The 15,738-nt window shown below is 60.9% G+C and carries 18 protein-coding genes; all 18 read right to left on the bottom strand.

Going from position 1 to position 15,738, the window contains the following annotated elements; all coding sequences use genetic code 11:
- Positions 1–81 precede the first annotated feature (81 nt).
- Positions 82–1,221, bottom strand: coding sequence for a flagellar biosynthesis protein FlhB (gene flhB, locus ACW9HW_RS23840; RefSeq protein WP_095195710.1), 1,140 nt, complete (start codon positions 1,219–1,221; stop codon positions 82–84).
- Positions 1,222–1,224: 3 nt separating this feature from the next.
- Positions 1,225–2,010 carry a flagellar biosynthetic protein FliR gene (fliR, locus tag ACW9HW_RS23835; RefSeq protein ID WP_095195711.1) on the bottom strand — a complete coding sequence of 262 codons (786 nt, stop codon included), beginning with the start codon at positions 2,008–2,010 and terminating at the stop codon, positions 1,225–1,227.
- A 3-nt stretch (positions 2,011–2,013) separates the two neighbouring features.
- Positions 2,014–2,283 (bottom strand): flagellar biosynthesis protein FliQ, encoded by a 270-nt coding sequence (gene fliQ / locus ACW9HW_RS23830; RefSeq protein WP_008058625.1) that lies wholly within the window; start codon positions 2,281–2,283, stop codon positions 2,014–2,016.
- Entirely contained in the window at positions 2,280–3,038 is a 759-nt protein-coding gene (gene fliP, locus ACW9HW_RS23825) for a flagellar type III secretion system pore protein FliP (RefSeq protein WP_095195713.1), read from the bottom strand. The genes fliQ and fliP overlap by 4 nt, the downstream gene beginning before the upstream one ends.
- Positions 3,038–3,487, bottom strand: a complete 450-nt coding sequence (gene fliO, locus ACW9HW_RS23820; RefSeq protein ID WP_457401928.1) for a flagellar biosynthetic protein FliO — start codon at positions 3,485–3,487, stop codon at positions 3,038–3,040. The genes fliP and fliO overlap by 1 nt, the downstream gene beginning before the upstream one ends.
- Positions 3,488–3,946 carry a flagellar motor switch protein FliN gene (gene fliN / locus ACW9HW_RS23815; RefSeq protein WP_457401927.1) on the bottom strand — a complete coding sequence of 153 codons (459 nt, stop codon included), beginning with the start codon at positions 3,944–3,946 and terminating at the stop codon, positions 3,488–3,490.
- Positions 3,947–4,012: 66 nt separating this feature from the next.
- Entirely contained in the window at positions 4,013–4,981 is a 969-nt protein-coding gene (fliM, locus tag ACW9HW_RS23810; protein ID WP_056853014.1) for a flagellar motor switch protein FliM, read from the bottom strand.
- Positions 4,982–4,990: 9 nt separating this feature from the next.
- Positions 4,991–5,491 (bottom strand): flagellar basal body-associated protein FliL, encoded by a 501-nt coding sequence (gene fliL / locus ACW9HW_RS23805; protein ID WP_457401926.1) that lies wholly within the window; start codon positions 5,489–5,491, stop codon positions 4,991–4,993.
- 234 nt (positions 5,492–5,725) lie between these two features.
- Positions 5,726–7,087: a flagellar hook-length control protein FliK gene (locus tag ACW9HW_RS23800; protein WP_457401925.1), complete on the bottom strand. Its 1,362-nt coding sequence runs from the start codon at positions 7,085–7,087 to the stop codon at positions 5,726–5,728.
- 83 nt (positions 7,088–7,170) lie between these two features.
- Positions 7,171–7,539: an Hpt domain-containing protein gene (locus ACW9HW_RS23795; protein WP_095195718.1), complete on the bottom strand. Its 369-nt coding sequence runs from the start codon at positions 7,537–7,539 to the stop codon at positions 7,171–7,173.
- A 30-nt stretch (positions 7,540–7,569) separates the two neighbouring features.
- Positions 7,570–9,276 carry an ATP-binding SpoIIE family protein phosphatase gene (locus tag ACW9HW_RS23790; RefSeq protein ID WP_457401924.1) on the bottom strand — a complete coding sequence of 569 codons (1,707 nt, stop codon included), beginning with the start codon at positions 9,274–9,276 and terminating at the stop codon, positions 7,570–7,572.
- Between the two features lie 5 nt (positions 9,277–9,281).
- On the bottom strand, positions 9,282–9,581 hold the full coding sequence (locus tag ACW9HW_RS23785) for an STAS domain-containing protein (protein ID WP_095195719.1): 300 nt from the start codon (positions 9,579–9,581) through the stop codon (positions 9,282–9,284).
- Positions 9,582–9,788: 207 nt separating this feature from the next.
- On the bottom strand, positions 9,789–10,238 hold the full coding sequence (gene fliJ, locus ACW9HW_RS23780; RefSeq protein ID WP_457401923.1) for a flagellar export protein FliJ: 450 nt from the start codon (positions 10,236–10,238) through the stop codon (positions 9,789–9,791).
- A gap of 6 nt (positions 10,239–10,244) precedes the next feature.
- Entirely contained in the window at positions 10,245–11,603 is a 1,359-nt protein-coding gene (gene fliI, locus ACW9HW_RS23775; protein ID WP_095195721.1) for a flagellar protein export ATPase FliI, read from the bottom strand.
- Complete coding sequence (gene fliH, locus ACW9HW_RS23770; protein WP_457401922.1) at positions 11,593–12,378, bottom strand: flagellar assembly protein FliH; 786 nt, start codon at positions 12,376–12,378, stop codon at positions 11,593–11,595. Before fliH ends, fliI begins: the two co-directional genes overlap by 11 nt.
- Before the next feature lie 4 nt (positions 12,379–12,382).
- A complete protein-coding gene (gene fliG, locus ACW9HW_RS23765) occupies positions 12,383–13,402 on the bottom strand; it encodes a flagellar motor switch protein FliG (protein ID WP_095195723.1) in 1,020 nt (339 codons plus the stop codon).
- The gene (fliF, locus tag ACW9HW_RS23760; RefSeq protein WP_095195724.1) at positions 13,395–15,182 is read right to left on the bottom strand and encodes a flagellar basal-body MS-ring/collar protein FliF; all 1,788 of its coding nucleotides are present in this window, start codon (positions 15,180–15,182) and stop codon (positions 13,395–13,397) included. Before fliF ends, fliG begins: the two co-directional genes overlap by 8 nt.
- 15 nt (positions 15,183–15,197) lie before the next feature.
- On the bottom strand, positions 15,198–15,527 hold the full coding sequence (gene fliE / locus ACW9HW_RS23755) for a flagellar hook-basal body complex protein FliE (protein WP_075948896.1): 330 nt from the start codon (positions 15,525–15,527) through the stop codon (positions 15,198–15,200).
- Between the last annotated feature and the right edge of the window lie 211 nt (positions 15,528–15,738).

Here is a 15,738-nt window from a genome sequence, read left to right as displayed (position 1 = left end):
CAGTCGACATTTCTGTTGGCTGGGATGGCCCCTTCGCGAGCAGGCTCGCTCCCACGGGTTTTGTGTGTATTGGCTGACTGGTCAGGAATCGCGCCGCAAATCCGGCGGAATCGGCAAATCATCCTTCAACGGATCCGGCCGCTTGCCCTTGCCCGCCTTGTACTGGCGAATCTGATAGACGTACGCCAGCACCTGCGCAACCGCCAGATACAACCCACCCGGAATCTCCTGTTCCAACTCCGTGGAGTAGTAAATCGACCGCGCCAGCGCCGGCGACTCCAACAATAGAATCTCGTTGGCCGCCGCAATTTCTCGAATTTTCAACGCCAGGAAGTCACTGCCCTTGGCGATCAGCATCGGCGCGCCGCTCTTGTCCGCGTCGTACTTCAGGGCCACGGCGTAGTGGGTCGGGTTGGTGATGACCACGTCGGCGTCGGGGATGGCCGCCATCATCCGTCGCTGGGACATTTCCCGTTGCAGTTGGCGAATCCGTTGCTTGACCTCTGGCCGGCCCTCCTGGTCCTTGTGCTCGTCGCGCACTTCCTGCTTGGTCATTTTCAGTTTCTTGATGCTTTCCCAGAGCTGGATCGGCACGTCGACGGCGGCGATGATGATCAGCCCGCACGCCATCCACAGGGTACTCCAGCCGACCACTTGCAAACTGTGGGTGATGGCGCGGTCCAGCGGTTCATGGGCGATGCGCAACAGGTCGTCGATATCCGCCGACAACACCACCAGCGCCACGAACAGGACGATGAAAAACTTTGCCAGAGCCTTGAGCAGCTCGGCCACCGCCTTGGCGGAGAACATGCGCTTGAGGCCTGCGCCGGGGTTCATGCGGCTGAATTTGGGGGCCATGGTGCCGGCAGAGAACAGCCAGCCACCGAGGGAAATCGGGCCGATCAGCGCGGCCAGCAACAAAGTGATCATCACCGGCTGAACCGCCAGCAAGGCAATCTGCCCGGAGTGCAGCAGGTAAGTACCCATCGCCCGTTGATCCAGCACCACGTCCCGCGACAGGGAAAAATTCAGGCGCATCAGGTCCATCATGTCCTGGGCCAGCGCGCCACCGAAAATCAGCAGCGCGCCCGCGCCGGCGAGCATGATCGCCAGGGTGTTGAGTTCCTTGGAACGGGCAATCTCACCCTTCTCACGGGCGTCCTTTTTCTTTTTCTCCGTGGGGTCTTCTGTTTTGTCCTGACCGCTCTCGCTCTCAGACATGACTCAGCGCGCCTTTGCCAGTTCGCGTAAAAACTGCAAGGCCTCGGTGGCCAGCGGTTGATACTGATTGAGAATGTCCGCCAGCCCGACCCAGACGATAAACAGCCCGAGCACCAGCGTCAGCGGGAAGCCGATGGAGAAAATGTTCAGTTGCGGCGCCGCCCGGGTCATCACGCCAAAGGCGATGTTGACCACCAGCAGCGCGGTGATCGCCGGCAGCACCAACAGCAGTGCCGCGCCAAGCACCCAGCCGAGCTTGCCGGCCAGTTCCCAGAAATGATTGACCATCAAGCCGCTGCCCACCGGCAGCGTGGTGAAACTTTCGGTGAGCACTTCGAACACCACCAGATGACCGTTCATGGCCAGGAACATCAGCGTCACCAGCATGGTGAAGAACTGCCCGATCACGGCCACCGACACGCCGTTGGTGGGGTCGACCATCGAGGCGAAGCCCATGCCCATCTGGATGGCGACGATCTGCCCTGCCACCACGAACGCCTGAAAGAACAATTGCAGGGAGAAACCGAGGATCGCGCCGACGAGGATCTGCTCGCCAATCAGCATCCACCCGCTCAGGGCCAATGCATTGACCGGGGGCATGGGCGGCAGGCTCGGGGCGATGACCAGGGTGATGGCCAGGGCGAAATACAGGCGGATCCGCTTGGGTACCAGGGAGGTGCCGAACACCGGCATGACCATCAGCAAGGCGCCGATGCGAAACAGCGGCAACATGAACGCCGCCACCCAGGTACTGATCTGGGTGTCCGTCAGTTGCAGTAGCGACGACATGGCTTAGCCGATGACCTGCGGAATACTGCCGTACAGCTGCAGGATGTATTCCATGAAGGTCTGCACCAGCCACGGACCGGCCACGATCAGCGTCACCAGCATCACCAACAGACGCGGGAGGAAGCTCAGGGTCTGTTCGTTGATCTGGGTCGCGGCCTGGAACATCGCCACGATCAGGCCGACCAGCAGACTCGGAATGACCAGCACCGCGACCATCAGGGTGGTCAGCCACAAGGCTTCGCGGAAGATGTCGACGGCGACTTCTGGCGTCATGGCGAGACACCGCCAAAACTGCTCGCCAGGGTACCGATGATCAGCGCCCAGCCATCGACCAGCACGAACAGCATGATTTTGAACGGCAGGGAAATGATCAGCGGCGACAGCATCATCATACCCATGGCCATCAGCACACTGGCCACGACCAGGTCGATGATCAGGAACGGGATGAAGATCATGAAGCCGATCTGGAACGCGGTTTTCAGCTCCGAGGTCACGAACGCCGGCACCAGAATGGTCAACGGCGCCTGATCCGGCGAAGCAATATCGGTGCGCTTGGACAGGCGCATGAACAGCTCCAGATCACTGGTGCGGGTCTGGGCGAGCATGAAGTCCTTGATCGGCACCTGGGCCTTGGCCACCGCATCCTGGGCGGTCATTTTTTCCGCGAGATACGGTTGCAAGGCGTCCTGGTTAACCCGATCGAACACCGGCGCCATGATGAACAGGGTCAGGAACAACGCCATGCCCGTGAGGATCTGGTTCGACGGTGTCTGTTGCAGGCCCAGGGCCTGGCGCAGGATCGAGAAGACGATGATGATCCGGGTGAAACTGGTCATCAGCATGACGAACGCCGGAATGAAACTCAGCGCGGTCATGATCAGCAGGATTTGCAGGCTGACCGAGTATTCCTGGGCACCCTCGGCATTGGTGCCCAGGGTGATGGCCGGGATCGACAACGGATCGGCGGCGAACGCCAGCGGCGCGGCCAGCAGCAGGGCCAGCGTCAAGACGATGCGTAACGCACCCATTACTTCTTATCCTTCTGATCCTTGCCGAGTATCTTCAACAGATGCTGGGCAAACTCCGTAGTCGCTTTGTCGGCGGTGGTCGGCACTTCAATGGGCTCTTTGAGCACATGCAGCGCAGTGATCGTGCCAGGGCTCAGGCCGAGCAGGATCTGCTCGTTGCCGACTTGCACCAGCATCAGCCGGTCACGCGGACCGAGGGCACGGGAACCGATCAGCTCGATCACCTGCCCCTTGCCCGCGGGACCTGCCTGCTGGACCCGGCGCAACAGCCAGGCGAGGAAGAAGATCAACCCCAGCACCAGCAACAAACCCAGCACAAGCTGCGTCAATTGCCCGGCCACTCCGCTGCTGGCCACCGGCGCAGCGGCGGCCGTAGCGGTTGTTGCGACAGGCTCGACCGCCAGCACACTGAACGGCAACGCCCACAGGCTCCAAAGAAGCTTTTTCACTCAGCGCAGCTTCTTGATGCGTTCGCTTGGGCTAATCACGTCAGTCAGGCGGATGCCGAACTTTTCGTTGACCACCACCACTTCGCCATGGGCGATCAGCGTGCCGTTGACCAGCACGTCCAGTGGCTCACCGGCCAGGCGATCGAGCTCGATCACCGAACCCTGGTTGAGTTGCAACAGGTTGCGAATGTTGATGTCGGTGCTGCCCACTTCCATGGAGATCGACACCGGGATATCGAGGATCACGTCCAGATTCGGGCCTTCGAGGGTGACCGGATCGTTGCTTCTCGGCACGCTGCCGAACTCTTCCATCGCCAGGCGATTGGAAGACGAACCGGAAGCATCGGCTGCCAGCAGTGCATCGATGTCGGCCTGTCCGCCGTCGCCGGATTCTTCCAGGGCCGCAGCCCACTCGTCAGCCAGCGCCTGGTCGTCCTGGTTATTCATATCGTCAGCCATCAAATTGTCCTCGGCGAGCAACTGCTCAGTCAGAAGCAGTCATTTCAAATAGGGTTGGAGCGCCGGTCAGCGGCGCTCAATCGGCTCGATCACCTGCAACGCAAGGTTGCCTTTGTGCGAGCCCATCTTGACCTTGAAGGCCGGTACGCCGTTGGCGCGCATGATCATGTCTTCCGGCATTTCCACCGGGATGATGTCCCCCGGCTGCATGTGCAGGATGTCACGCAGCTTCAACTGGCGACGGGCCACCGTGGCACCGATCGGCACGTCGACATCCAGCACGTCCTGACGCAGGGCATTGACCCAGCGTTCGTCCTGATCGTCGAGGTCCGACTGGAAGCCGGCGTCGAGCATTTCGCGCACCGGCTCGATCATCGAATACGGCATGGTCACGTGCAGGTCACCGCCACCGCCATCGAGTTCGATGTGGAAGGTCGACACCACAATGGCTTCGCTCGGGCCGACGATGTTGGCCATGGCCGGGTTCACTTCCGAGTTGATGTACTCGAAGTTCACTTCCATGATCGCCTGCCAGGCTTCCTTCAAGTCAATGAAGGCCTGCTCCAGCACCATGCGCACCACGCGCAGTTCGGTCGGGGTGAATTCACGCCCTTCGATCTTGGCGTGACGGCCGTCGCCGCCGAAGAAGTTGTCCACCAGCTTGAACACCAGCTTGGCGTCGAGGATGAACAGCGCGGTGCCGCGCAGCGGTTTGATCTTGACCAGGTTGAGGCTGGTCGGCACGTACAGCGAGTGCACGTATTCGCCGAACTTCATCACCTGCACGCCACCGACCGCCACGTCTGCCGAACGGCGCAGCATGTTGAACATGCTGATGCGCGTGTAGCGGGCGAAACGTTCGTTGATCATCTCCAGGGTCGGCATGCGTCCACGGACGATGCGATCCTGGCTGGTCAGGTCGTAGCTTTTGACGGTGCCGGGTTCGGCAGCGTTATCGGTCTGTACCAGACCATCGTCCACGCCATGCAACAGCGCGTCGATTTCATCCTGGGACAGCAGGTCCTGCACGGCCATGTCGTGTTCCTACTGCAGTACGAAATTAGTGAAAAGCAACTGTTCGACGACCACTTTGCCGAGCTCTTTCTGCGCCACTTCCTGGACGCTGGCCGTGGCTTTCTGACGCAGCATTTCCTGGCCGACCGGCGACGCGAGCGTGGCGAAGTCCTGCCCGGAGAACAGCATGACCAGGTTATTGCGGATCACCGGCATGTGAATCTTGAGCGCGTCCAGGTCCACCTGATTGCGCGCGAGCATGGTGATGCTCACCTGCATGTAGCGCTGACGGCCGTTCTGGTTGTAGTTGGCAACAAACGCAGGCGCCATGGACTCGAAAATCGCCGGTTGCTTACCCACCGGAGCGATTTCAGCCGCGGCGGCAGGCTTGCTCTGGGCGCTGTGCATGAAGTACCAGGTCGCCCCCACGGACAAACCGATCGCCAGCAGCAAGGCCAGCACGATCACGATAATCAGCTTGATTTTGCCTTTGGTTGCGGGGTCTTTTACTGCTGCGTCGCTCTTCGCCATGCCAATAATCCGTCACTATTCGGGTTTTCACAGTCGCACGGATAGGCAAGAGCAAGTGTTATGCCAGAAGTGTCGGGAGGGAGATGGGTGGACCGCAAGCGATCCGAAGAACACCACAAGCCCCTTGTGGGAGCGAGCCTGCTCGCGAAAGCAATCTGTCAGTTACCTAAAAGGTGTCTGATCTGGCGCCTTCGCGAGCAGGCTCGCTCCCACAGGGTTGGGTGTTTGGTTTGATCAGGCGTAGTAGTCAACGGCGCTGGAGCCAATCACGCTGGTCACCGGCGCGGCCACTTCGGCAACGCTTGGGGTCAGCTCGTCATCCATTGAATCAAGGCGGCCACCGCTGGCACTGGTTCGCCCGCCCTGACTCTGCTGAGCCTGCTCCTGCCCCTGCTGCGACCCCCGGGACTGGTCGGAGACGTTGACGTCGACCTGGCCCATGCCCTGTTGCGCGAACATGTCCCGCAGGCGATGAACCTGGCCGTCCAGCGCCTCGCGAACGCTTGGGTGTGCGCTCATGAACGTCACCTGGGTCTGCTGGTCCGGCACCATGTTCACACGAATGTCGAGGCGCCCCAGTTCAGCCGGTTGCAACTGGATGTCAGCCGCCTTGAGGTTGGCGCTGGACAGGTACATGACCCGATTCACCACTTCCTCGGTCCAGCCGCTCTGATGCATGGCAATCGGCTGGTTCACCGGCAAGGCATTGGCGGTTTTCGGCGTGGCCGCTTGCGTCAATGCCGCCAGGCGGTTGGCGAAATCGTCGACCCGGGTATCGCTGCTGGCCGATGTGAGATCCTTGAGCCCCGCATCGATCAGGCCGCTGAACGCCTTGTCGCCACCCTGGCTGGTGCTGTCCTTGCCGGCCTGCACATCGAGCATGTTGGCCATGCCGGCGGCAAAGTTCTGCGCCGAGGTCTGCTCACCATCGGCCTGGGCCTGGGCAGGTGTCGCTGCGGCTTTGGGTTGTGCCTGGCTGGATGCGGAAACGTGGCCGCTCTGCTCCATGGCCATGCGCACGGCGGGCAGCGCGTCGAGCGGATCGGCTTCGGGGTCGAAATCGGTTTCGGTGGTGGCGGCGGCCGCTGACACTGGCAAGGTGACAGCCGCGGCCACCGGGGCCTGAACCTGCAGCTGTGCGGCATCGACCACGGGCGGTGTTGCCGGAACCGGCACAGCGACCGTTGGTTGCACGACTTGCAGTAAAGCAGGGTCGAGCGTCGGGTCGACAGGCGCTGCATCGGCAACTGGCGTCTGCGTAGTGTCCGCCGATTCATCGCTCGTCTTATCGTCAACCTGCGCCGGTTTATCGGCGGGCAAGGTTTTGCCGCTATCGGCAACGACCGGTTCCGGGGCGGCAGATTTGTCGTCAGCGACATCCTTCTTGCCGGTGCTGTCCGCCGCTTTGTCACGGGCCGGCTTGGCCGAACCATCAGCCGCTGCAACAGGTTTGCTCTGCGCCTGCTTGGCGTACACCTGAGCGAAGCTGGAAGCCTTGTCCCCGGGCTCAGCGGACAGCGCCGTGGAATTGGCGGAGGCGGCTTGAGTCTTGGCCTGCGCGGCGGCCTGAAGAAGCAAATTGGGGGTAACGGGCATTTAACGGTCTCCGCTGCACTGGGATCGTAGGTACAGTTGGGAGAGTTGGCTGCAAAGGTCGAGCCAGTTTTGTCCGATCGTAATTAATACGGCCGAACGGTCGCGATGGCAGAGAGCGAACGCTGTCGCTCGTCTTCATAAAGTGGCCGGACCAAGGCGAATTCGCGGGCGATTTCAGCGACCAGCGTTTCAATGGCGGAAAAGTTTCGCTCTTTGGCCTGTTGCTCCAGGTCATGACACAGTTCGGCCAGGCGAATCGCGCCCATGTTGCTGCTGCTGCCCTTGAAGCTATGCGCAGTCTCGAGAATCCGAGTGACATCGCCAGCTACAGTCAATTGCTGCAACCGCTCTTCGCAGTCCGCGAGGAAGGTTTCGACCAACGTCGAAAACTCATCCTCCATGACTTCCCGCAATGCACTGAGCACGTCCGGGTCCAGATGTTTGTCAGTCACTTGCTCACTCCTTGATCAAGAATGCGCGGATTATGCCAGAGCCTCCCAGAAAAACTCCACGCGGGCACTTCGACCATCGTCGGACCAACTGGCGTTATGCCCCAATTGACGGATCAGATTGACGCCACGTCCCGACAAACGGACAGGATCGACCGGACGTTCCATCACTCGCTCGACATCAAATCCCTTGCCGCTGTCCTCGACGCGTATTACCAGACACCCACCCTCGCCCTGCGGCGTAACCTGCAAATGGACTCGCACGTAACCGTCCTGCAGTTCATCCAGGCGCGAATTACGCTGCTGGTAGTAACGGGCAAAACCGGCGACATCGCTCTTGAGGTTTGAATCCAGACCCAGCACCCCATGCTCCAGGGCATTGGAATACAACTCGGCCAGAACACTGTACAGCGCGCCGCTCTGTGTCCGCAGACCGTGCACCTCAAGCAGCAATTGCAGCAGATACGGCAGGGGGTTGAAGCGTTTGAGCGTGGCGGCGCGATATTCGAAACTCACCGACCAGTCCAGCGGACAGGACTGACCGCTGTCGGAATAGACCGGCGAAGGCGGACTCAGTTGCGCCGGGTCCGGCAGGCTGACTTCGACCATGCTGACATCGTCCCGGGCCTCACCGCGAAAATCCCTCAACGCCTGGTTGATGTCCTCGAACAACGCATCGGGCTGTCGATTGGCCGCAAACACCTGCTGCAAGCGCTGCACGCCAAACAACTGCTCATTGGCATCGCAGGTATCGATCACCCCGTCGGACAACAGAAACACCCGATCCCCGATGGCCATCGGAAACACTTCGGTGCGGTCGTCGAAGGTTTGCGGGCTCAGCACGCCAAGCGGCAAGTGCCGGGCCGTCAGCAGCGTGCGCTCCCCCGTGGCAATACTGTGCAGGTAGCCGTCCGGCATGCCGCCGTTCCAGACCTCGACCGAACGCCGCTGAAAACTCAGGCATAGCATCGTTGCGCAACAGAACATGTCCACCGGCAGGATGCGCTTGAGCTTGGCATTCATTTCGCGCAGGGTTTCCGCCAGGCCATAGCCCTTGGCGGTCATGCCGTAAAAGACTTCGGCCAGGGGCATTGCCCCCACTGCGGCCGGCAAGCCATGGCCGGTAAAATCGCCCAGCAACACGTGCATGTCGCCGGCCGGGGTGAACGCAGCCAATAGCAAATCGCCGTTGAACAGTGCGTAGGGCGATTGCAGATAGCGGATGTTCGGCGCTTTCAAACAGCCGGAATGGGCTACTTTGTCGAACACGGCCTTGGCTACCCGCTGCTCGTTGAGCAGGTAGTCGTGATGCCGGGCGATCTGGTCGCGTTGCTGCAGCACCGTCGTCTGCAACCGTCGTAGACGGTCCATCGCCTTGATTTTGGCGGCGAGAATCACCTGGTTGTACGGCTTCGCCAGAAAATCGTCACCTCCGACCTCCAGGCAGCGGGCCAAGGCTTCGCTCTCAGACAGCGAGGTAAGGAAGATGATCGGCACCAGGGTTTCCCCGGCCAGATCCTTGATCTGTCGGGCGGCTTCGAAACCATCCATCACCGGCATCATTGCGTCCATCAACACCAGTTGCGGCCGTTGTTGGCGAAACGCCTCGACCGCTTCAGCGCCATTGGCAGCCGTGAGTACTTGATGCCCCTGTCGCCGGACGATACTCGACAACAGCATGCGATCAGCCGCGCTGTCTTCAGCGATCAGAATCGTCAGCGATTCGAGTGCAGGCTGCACGGCGATCAACTGATGTCGAACAGTTTGTCGAAATTGGAGATGGCGAGGATTTTCCTCACGTCGGAACTGCTGTTGACCACGCGAATATCGGAATCGTCGCCACCGGCGTGATCACGCAACAGGAGCAGCATGCCCAGTGCGGAGCTGTCGAGATAGGTTGCCTCTTTGAGGTCGATCACAACCTCGGCGAGCGCCTTGTCCTCGTAGGACTCCCGAAACTCCTGATGCTTGGCGAAATCGAATCGTCCCTTGACCGAGATCGTCAGTTTTTGCCCATCCGCAGAGACTTCTGTAACGACTGACATGTCATGGCTTCCTTGTCATTGGTAAACCTGCTTGTACAAGGTTTAGCATTGGGTAGAGGTTGGGGCAAGGCAGCAAATTTGTGAGAGCCTTGAATCCCTCTTCGCGAGCAGGCTCGCTCCCACAGGTAGACCGCATTCCCTTGTAAGAACGCGACCTACTGTGGGAGCGAGCCTGCTCGCGAAGAACGATAACGCGGTCCAATTGATTCAATATTGGTCCTGGCGAGGCAACCGCTGGGACAATTCGTCGAGCAGTTTCTGCTCGCGCTTGTCCTCCAGCGCCCGCGCCTCATCCATGTAACGCTGAACCAGCTTACGCAATCCCTCGACCCGGGCGAAGGCCTGTTGCCAGGTGTCCCGCGCCTTGTTCAGGTTGTTCTGGTGCCAGGCCAGGCTTTGCCGCTGCTGATCGATGGCCGTGCCCAGTTGCGCAAGAAAACCCTGATACCCCAGCAGCCATTGGCCGGACACGCCGCCGCTACCGCGCACGATCCACTGTTCCTGGTAGTCGAGCCGAAAGGCTTCGAGGTCGGCGAGTTTGCTTTCCGCCAGGCGCACCTGACCCTGAAAGTGCCCCAGGCGCTGGACGGCGGTTTTCTCGGCCTTTTCGGCCATTTCCACCACGGGGGCCAGGCGCCCTGTCCGAGTCTGGGCCATGGTCGGTTAACCGCCCGCCGCGGGCGCGAAGATCGACGCGAGGTACGCTTCGCTTTCGCCCAGGCTGATGCTGTCGTTGAGGCCCTGACGCAAGTATTTGACCAGTTGCGGTTGCAGGGAAATCGCCAGGTCAGTCTCGCGGTCACCGCCGGCGACGTAAGCACCCACGCTGATCAGGTCCCGGCTCTGTTGATAGCGCGACCACAGTTGCTTGAAATACTGCGCTCGGGTCATGTGTTCCGGCGACACCACCGCCGGCATGACCCGGCTGATGGACGCCTCGATGTCGATGGCCGGGTAATGGCCTTCCTCGGCCAGTCGCCGCGACAGCACGATGTGCCCGTCGAGCACACCTCGCGCCGAGTCGGCAATCGGGTCTTGCTGGTCATCGCCTTCGGACAACACGGTATAGAACGCGGTGATCGAACCGCCGCCCTTCTCGGCATTACCGGCCCGTTCCACCAGTTTCGGCAATTTGGCGAACACCGACGGCGGATAGCCCTTGGTGGCCGGCGGCTCGCCAATGGCCAGGGCGATTTCCCGCTGGGCCTGGGCGAAACGGGTCAGCGAGTCCATCAGCAACAGGACGTTCTTGCCCTTGTCGCGGAAATACTCGGCGATTCGCGTGCAGTACATGGCCGCGCGCAGACGCATCAACGGTGCATCGTCCGCCGGGGACGCCACCACCACCGAGCGCTTGAGGCCTTCTTCACCGAGGATGTGCTCGATGAATTCTTTAACTTCACGACCCCGCTCACCGATCAGCCCGACCACGATAATGTCGGCCTCGGTGAAGCGGGTCATCATGCCCAGCAGCACGGATTTACCGACACCGGTACCGGCAAACAGCCCGAGCCGCTGACCGCGACCGACCGTCAACATACCGTTGATGCAGCGAATGCCCACATCCAGCGGTTCGCTGATCGGTTCACGTTTGAGCGGGTTGATGGTCGGACCGTCCATCGGCACCCAGTCTTCGGCCTTCATCCCGCCCTTGCCGTCCAGCGCACGGCCGGCGCCATCGAGTACACGGCCGAGCATGCTCATGCCCATCGGCAAGCGACCGCTGTCCGACAGCGGAACGACCCGGGCGCCCGGGGCAATACCGGCAACGCTACCGACCGGCATCAAAAAGACCTTACTGCCGGAGAAGCCCATGACTTCGGCTTCGACCTGCACCGGATGATAGCTGTCGTCGTTGATGACCATGCAGCGACTGCCCATGGCCGCACGCAAGCCTTCGGCTTCGAGGGTCAGGCCGACCATGCGCAGCAGGCGGCCTTCGAGGATCGGTGCGCCCGCCAGTTGCGTGGCCTCGGCATAACTGCCCAGGCGCTTGGCGAAACTGGTGCGTTCAAGGCGCATCGGAAATGACCGGCGCAGGCTTGCCTTCGATCGGCAGTTCAAGGCTCAAGTCCGGCGCGGCCGGGTGCAAGGCCTGTTCGTGCAGCTGATCGAGCAACTTGTCCATGACCTGCTTGACGCGGGTTTCGACCGTGGCGTCGATACGGCTGTGTTCGGTCTCGACCCGACAACCGCCCGGCAATAGCGATTCGTCCTCGACGATGCGCCAGCTTTCTTCGTGGCGTTCGCGCAGGGCTTTGACCTGTTCGAAATCCTGCGGATTGATGTACAGCCGCACATTGCCCACGCCCAGTGGCAGCAGCTTGAGGGCTTCGCGCATGACGTGTTCGATTTGTGTCGAGTCAATGGCCAGTTCGCGCTGAATCACCTGTCTGGTGATGTGCTGCACGAGGTCGACCAGGGATTTTTCGATCAGCGTGTCCTGTTCGGCGATGGGCTCGAACAGGTGCGTCATCAGTTGCTCCAGCCCCGCGATCTTGGGTGCCAGCGCCGCTTCCGCTTCCTGGCGAACCTTGAGCGTGGTGCTGTGGAAACCTTCTCGCTCACCCACCGCGAAGCCTTCGTTGTAGGCTTCCTGACGAATGCTTTCGAGTTCTTCAAGGGTCAGCGGCTGGACTTCCTCCAGCGGCACTTCTTCCATTTCCGGCGGCTCGGGTTCCGGCTCCGGCTCAGGCTCGGGTTCCGGCGGGTCGAAGCTGGGCAGCGCCCAGGTATCGAAACCACTGACATCCCTGGCCCGGATCAGGTCAGTGGGTGAATCGTCATGCTTGGCCATGGTGTTAGATCATTTCCTCGCCGCCCTTGCCGCCGAGAACGATTTCTCCGGCTTCGGCCATACGGCGGGCGATGGTGAGGATTTCCTTCTGCGCGGTTTCCACGTCGCTGACGCGTACCGGGCCCTTGGCTTCGAGGTCGTCGCGCAACAGTTCGGCGGCACGCTTGGACATGTTCTTGAAGATCTTCTCTTTGACGTTTTCGTCCGAGCCCTTGAGGGCCAGCACCAGCACGTCGGAGGACACCTCGCGGAGCAGCGCCTGGATACCGCGGTCGTCGACATCGGCCAGGTTGTTGAACACGAACATGAGGTCTTCGATCTGACCGGACAGGTCTTCGTCGACTTCGCGGATCGAGTCCATGAGCTGACCTTCGATGGAGCTGTCGAGGAAGTTCATGATGTCGGCCGCGCGCTTGATGCCGCCCAGGGTGGTGCGCGAGGCATTCGAGTTGCCGGAGAACTGCTTCTCGAGAATCTGGTTGAGTTCTTTGAGCGCCGCCGGCTGCACGGTGTTCAGCGAAGAGACCCGCAGAATGATGTCCAGCCGGACCTTGTGATCGAAGTTGCCGAGGACTTCACCGGCCTGGTCCGGATCGAGATACGCCACCACGATCGCCTGGATCTGCGGGTGCTCGTAGCGGATCACGTCAGCGACCGCGCGCGGTTCCATCCACTTCAGGCTGTCGAGGCCACTGGTGTTGCCACCCAGCAGGATACGGTCGATCAGGCCGTTGGCCTTGTCTTCGCCCAGGGCCTGGGTGAGCATTTTGCGCACGTAGTCGTCGGAGCCGACACCCAGGCTGGTCTGGTCGCCGACGATGTCGACGAACTCGCTCATCACCTGCTCGACCTGCTCGCGGTGCACGTTACCCATCTGGGCCATGGCCACGCCCACACGCTGGACCTCCTTGGGTCCCATGTGGCGCAGCACCTGGGCAGCGTCGGTAGAACCCAGGGACAGCAACAGGATCGCGGCTTTGTCGACCTTGGTCAGTTTGGCGGCAACGGCTCGGTTATCACTCATCTGCGTTAATCCACTCTTTCACGACCTGAGCCACACGACCCGGGTCTTCTGCCACCAGACTCTTGATTGCGTTCAACTGTGCGTCATAGCCTTCACTCGGGCTCGGCAGCAGGATGCTGGTCGGGCCGCCGAGGCTGACACGGTCGTTGGCCAATTCACCGTCCAGGCCGCCCATGCCACCCAACTCGACGTCGCTGCCAATGCCGGCCAGCTGCTTGTCCTTGCCGCCACCGGTGATGTTGTTGAGCACCGGACGCAGCACGCCGAACACCAGCACCAGAATGAACAAGACACCCAGCACTTGCTTGACGATGTCCCAGAACCACGGCTGGGAGTAGAACGGAATGTCGGCAATCACTTCCCCGCGATCAGCGGAGAACGGCATGTTGATCACGCTGACACTGTCGCCACGGCTGGCGTCGAAACCGACCGCATCCTGGACCAAACGTGTGAAGCGCGCCAACTCATCGGCCGTCCACGGCGCGCGGGTGGTTTCGCCATTGGCCGGGTTGACCTTGACCTGGTCATCCACCACCACCGACACCGACAGGCGATTCAATCGACCCTGCTGCTGCTTGGTGTGGCTGATGGAACGGTCGAGTTCGAAGTTCTTGGTCGATTGTTGACGCTTGTCCGCCGGGTACGGCGCCAGCATCGGCTGACCGGTGGCCGGGTCCATGATTTGCTGACCATTGGCATCGATCAGTGGCTGGCCTGGCTGCACCATGCCCGCCGCTGCGGTGGCGCCGCCGGTGGTTTGCGGCGCGGATGCCGGCGACGGTGGCTGGTTGCTCAGGGCACCCGGCACACCTTGCGGACCATTGCTGGCGGTACGTTGTTCGTTGACCGACTGCTCGCTGCGCAACGCCGGTTGATCCGGATTGAACTGCTCGGAGGTCGACTCGACTGCACTGAAGTCCACATCAGCAGACACTTCAGCCTTGTAGCGATCGTTGCCCAGCACCGGTTGCAGGATGTTGTGCACACGCTGGGTGAGCATGCTTTCCATGCGACGGCTGTAGTCGAATTGCTTGCCGGCCATGGTCAGTTCGGAGTTTTCCGCCTGATCCGAGAGCAGGTTGCCCTTCTGGTCGACCACGGTGATCTGCGATTTGCTGAGTTCGGGAACGCTGGTCGCCACCAGATTGACGATGGCCACGACCTGGCCCGGCTCCAGCGAGCGACCGGAATAGAGTTCAACCAGTACCGACGCGCTCGGCTTGCGCTCATCGCGCACGAACACCGAACTCTTCGGAATCGCCAGGTGCACGCGGGCACCCTTGACGTTGTTCAGGCTGGAGATGGTGCGGGCCAGTTCGCCTTCGAGGCCACGACGGTAGCGGGTAGCCTCCATGAACTGGCTGGTACCCAGGCCCTGGTCCTTGTCGAGAATTTCGAAACCGATGTTGCCGTCGCTGGGAGTGACACCAGCGCCGGCCAGTTTCAGGCGCGCACGGGACAGGTCTTCGGCCTTGACCAGCAAGGCACCGGAGTTGGGTTCAACGGTATAAGGAATATCGGCGGCACCCAGGGTATCCATGACCTGCTTGGCGTCCATACCGGCAAGGCTGCCGTACAGCGGACGGTAGTCCGGCTGCTGGGACCACAACACCACGGCAAAACCAATCGCCACGCTCGCGGCCAGGCCGACCAACAGGCCCACCTGACGCAACATGGTCATCTCGGAGAGGTTTTCCAGGAAGGACAACCCGAACAGCGGCGGCTTGCCGTCTATGGGTGTGGCCTTGGCCGGAACATTATCGGCGACTGCTTCTGCCATGACTCAATCTCGTCCTTAAACCGGCATCTGCATGATGTCTTGGTAGGCCTGAACCAACTTGTTACGCACTTGGGTCAACGCCTGAAACGACACGCTGGCCTTCTGTGAGGAAATCATTACGTCCGTCAGGTCGACGCCGCTCTTGCCGATCTCGAAGGCACTGGCCAATTGACCGGCAGCCTGCTGGGTGTCGTTCACTTTATTGACGGCCTGACCGAGCATGTCGGAAAAGCTGCTGCCATTCAGTTCAGGGACGGCGGCAGTCGATTTCGGCGCAGACATGGCGTCCATTTGCATGGCGCGCATATCCAGCATCAACCGATTGAATTCAATACCTTGGCTCATGGTTTCTCTCTTTGACGCGTCGTTGGCGACCCGCAATTTTTTGACACTCACTCGGCGGGTAGTTAGGTGTTAGCAACAAGGGTGCCAGCTCGGCGACCACTCTGAACAAAAGCCCTACCCAGCCTCGCCTTAACCTTCAATGGTCGCAAAACCTTTGTGGGAGCGAGCCTGCTCGCGAAGGGGTGGTGTCAGTCAACATCTACATATCTGT

The sequence above is a fragment of the Pseudomonas sp. SDO5532_S415 genome, from assembly GCF_054071155.1.
This window is presented reverse-complemented; position numbering and strand designations above follow the sequence as displayed.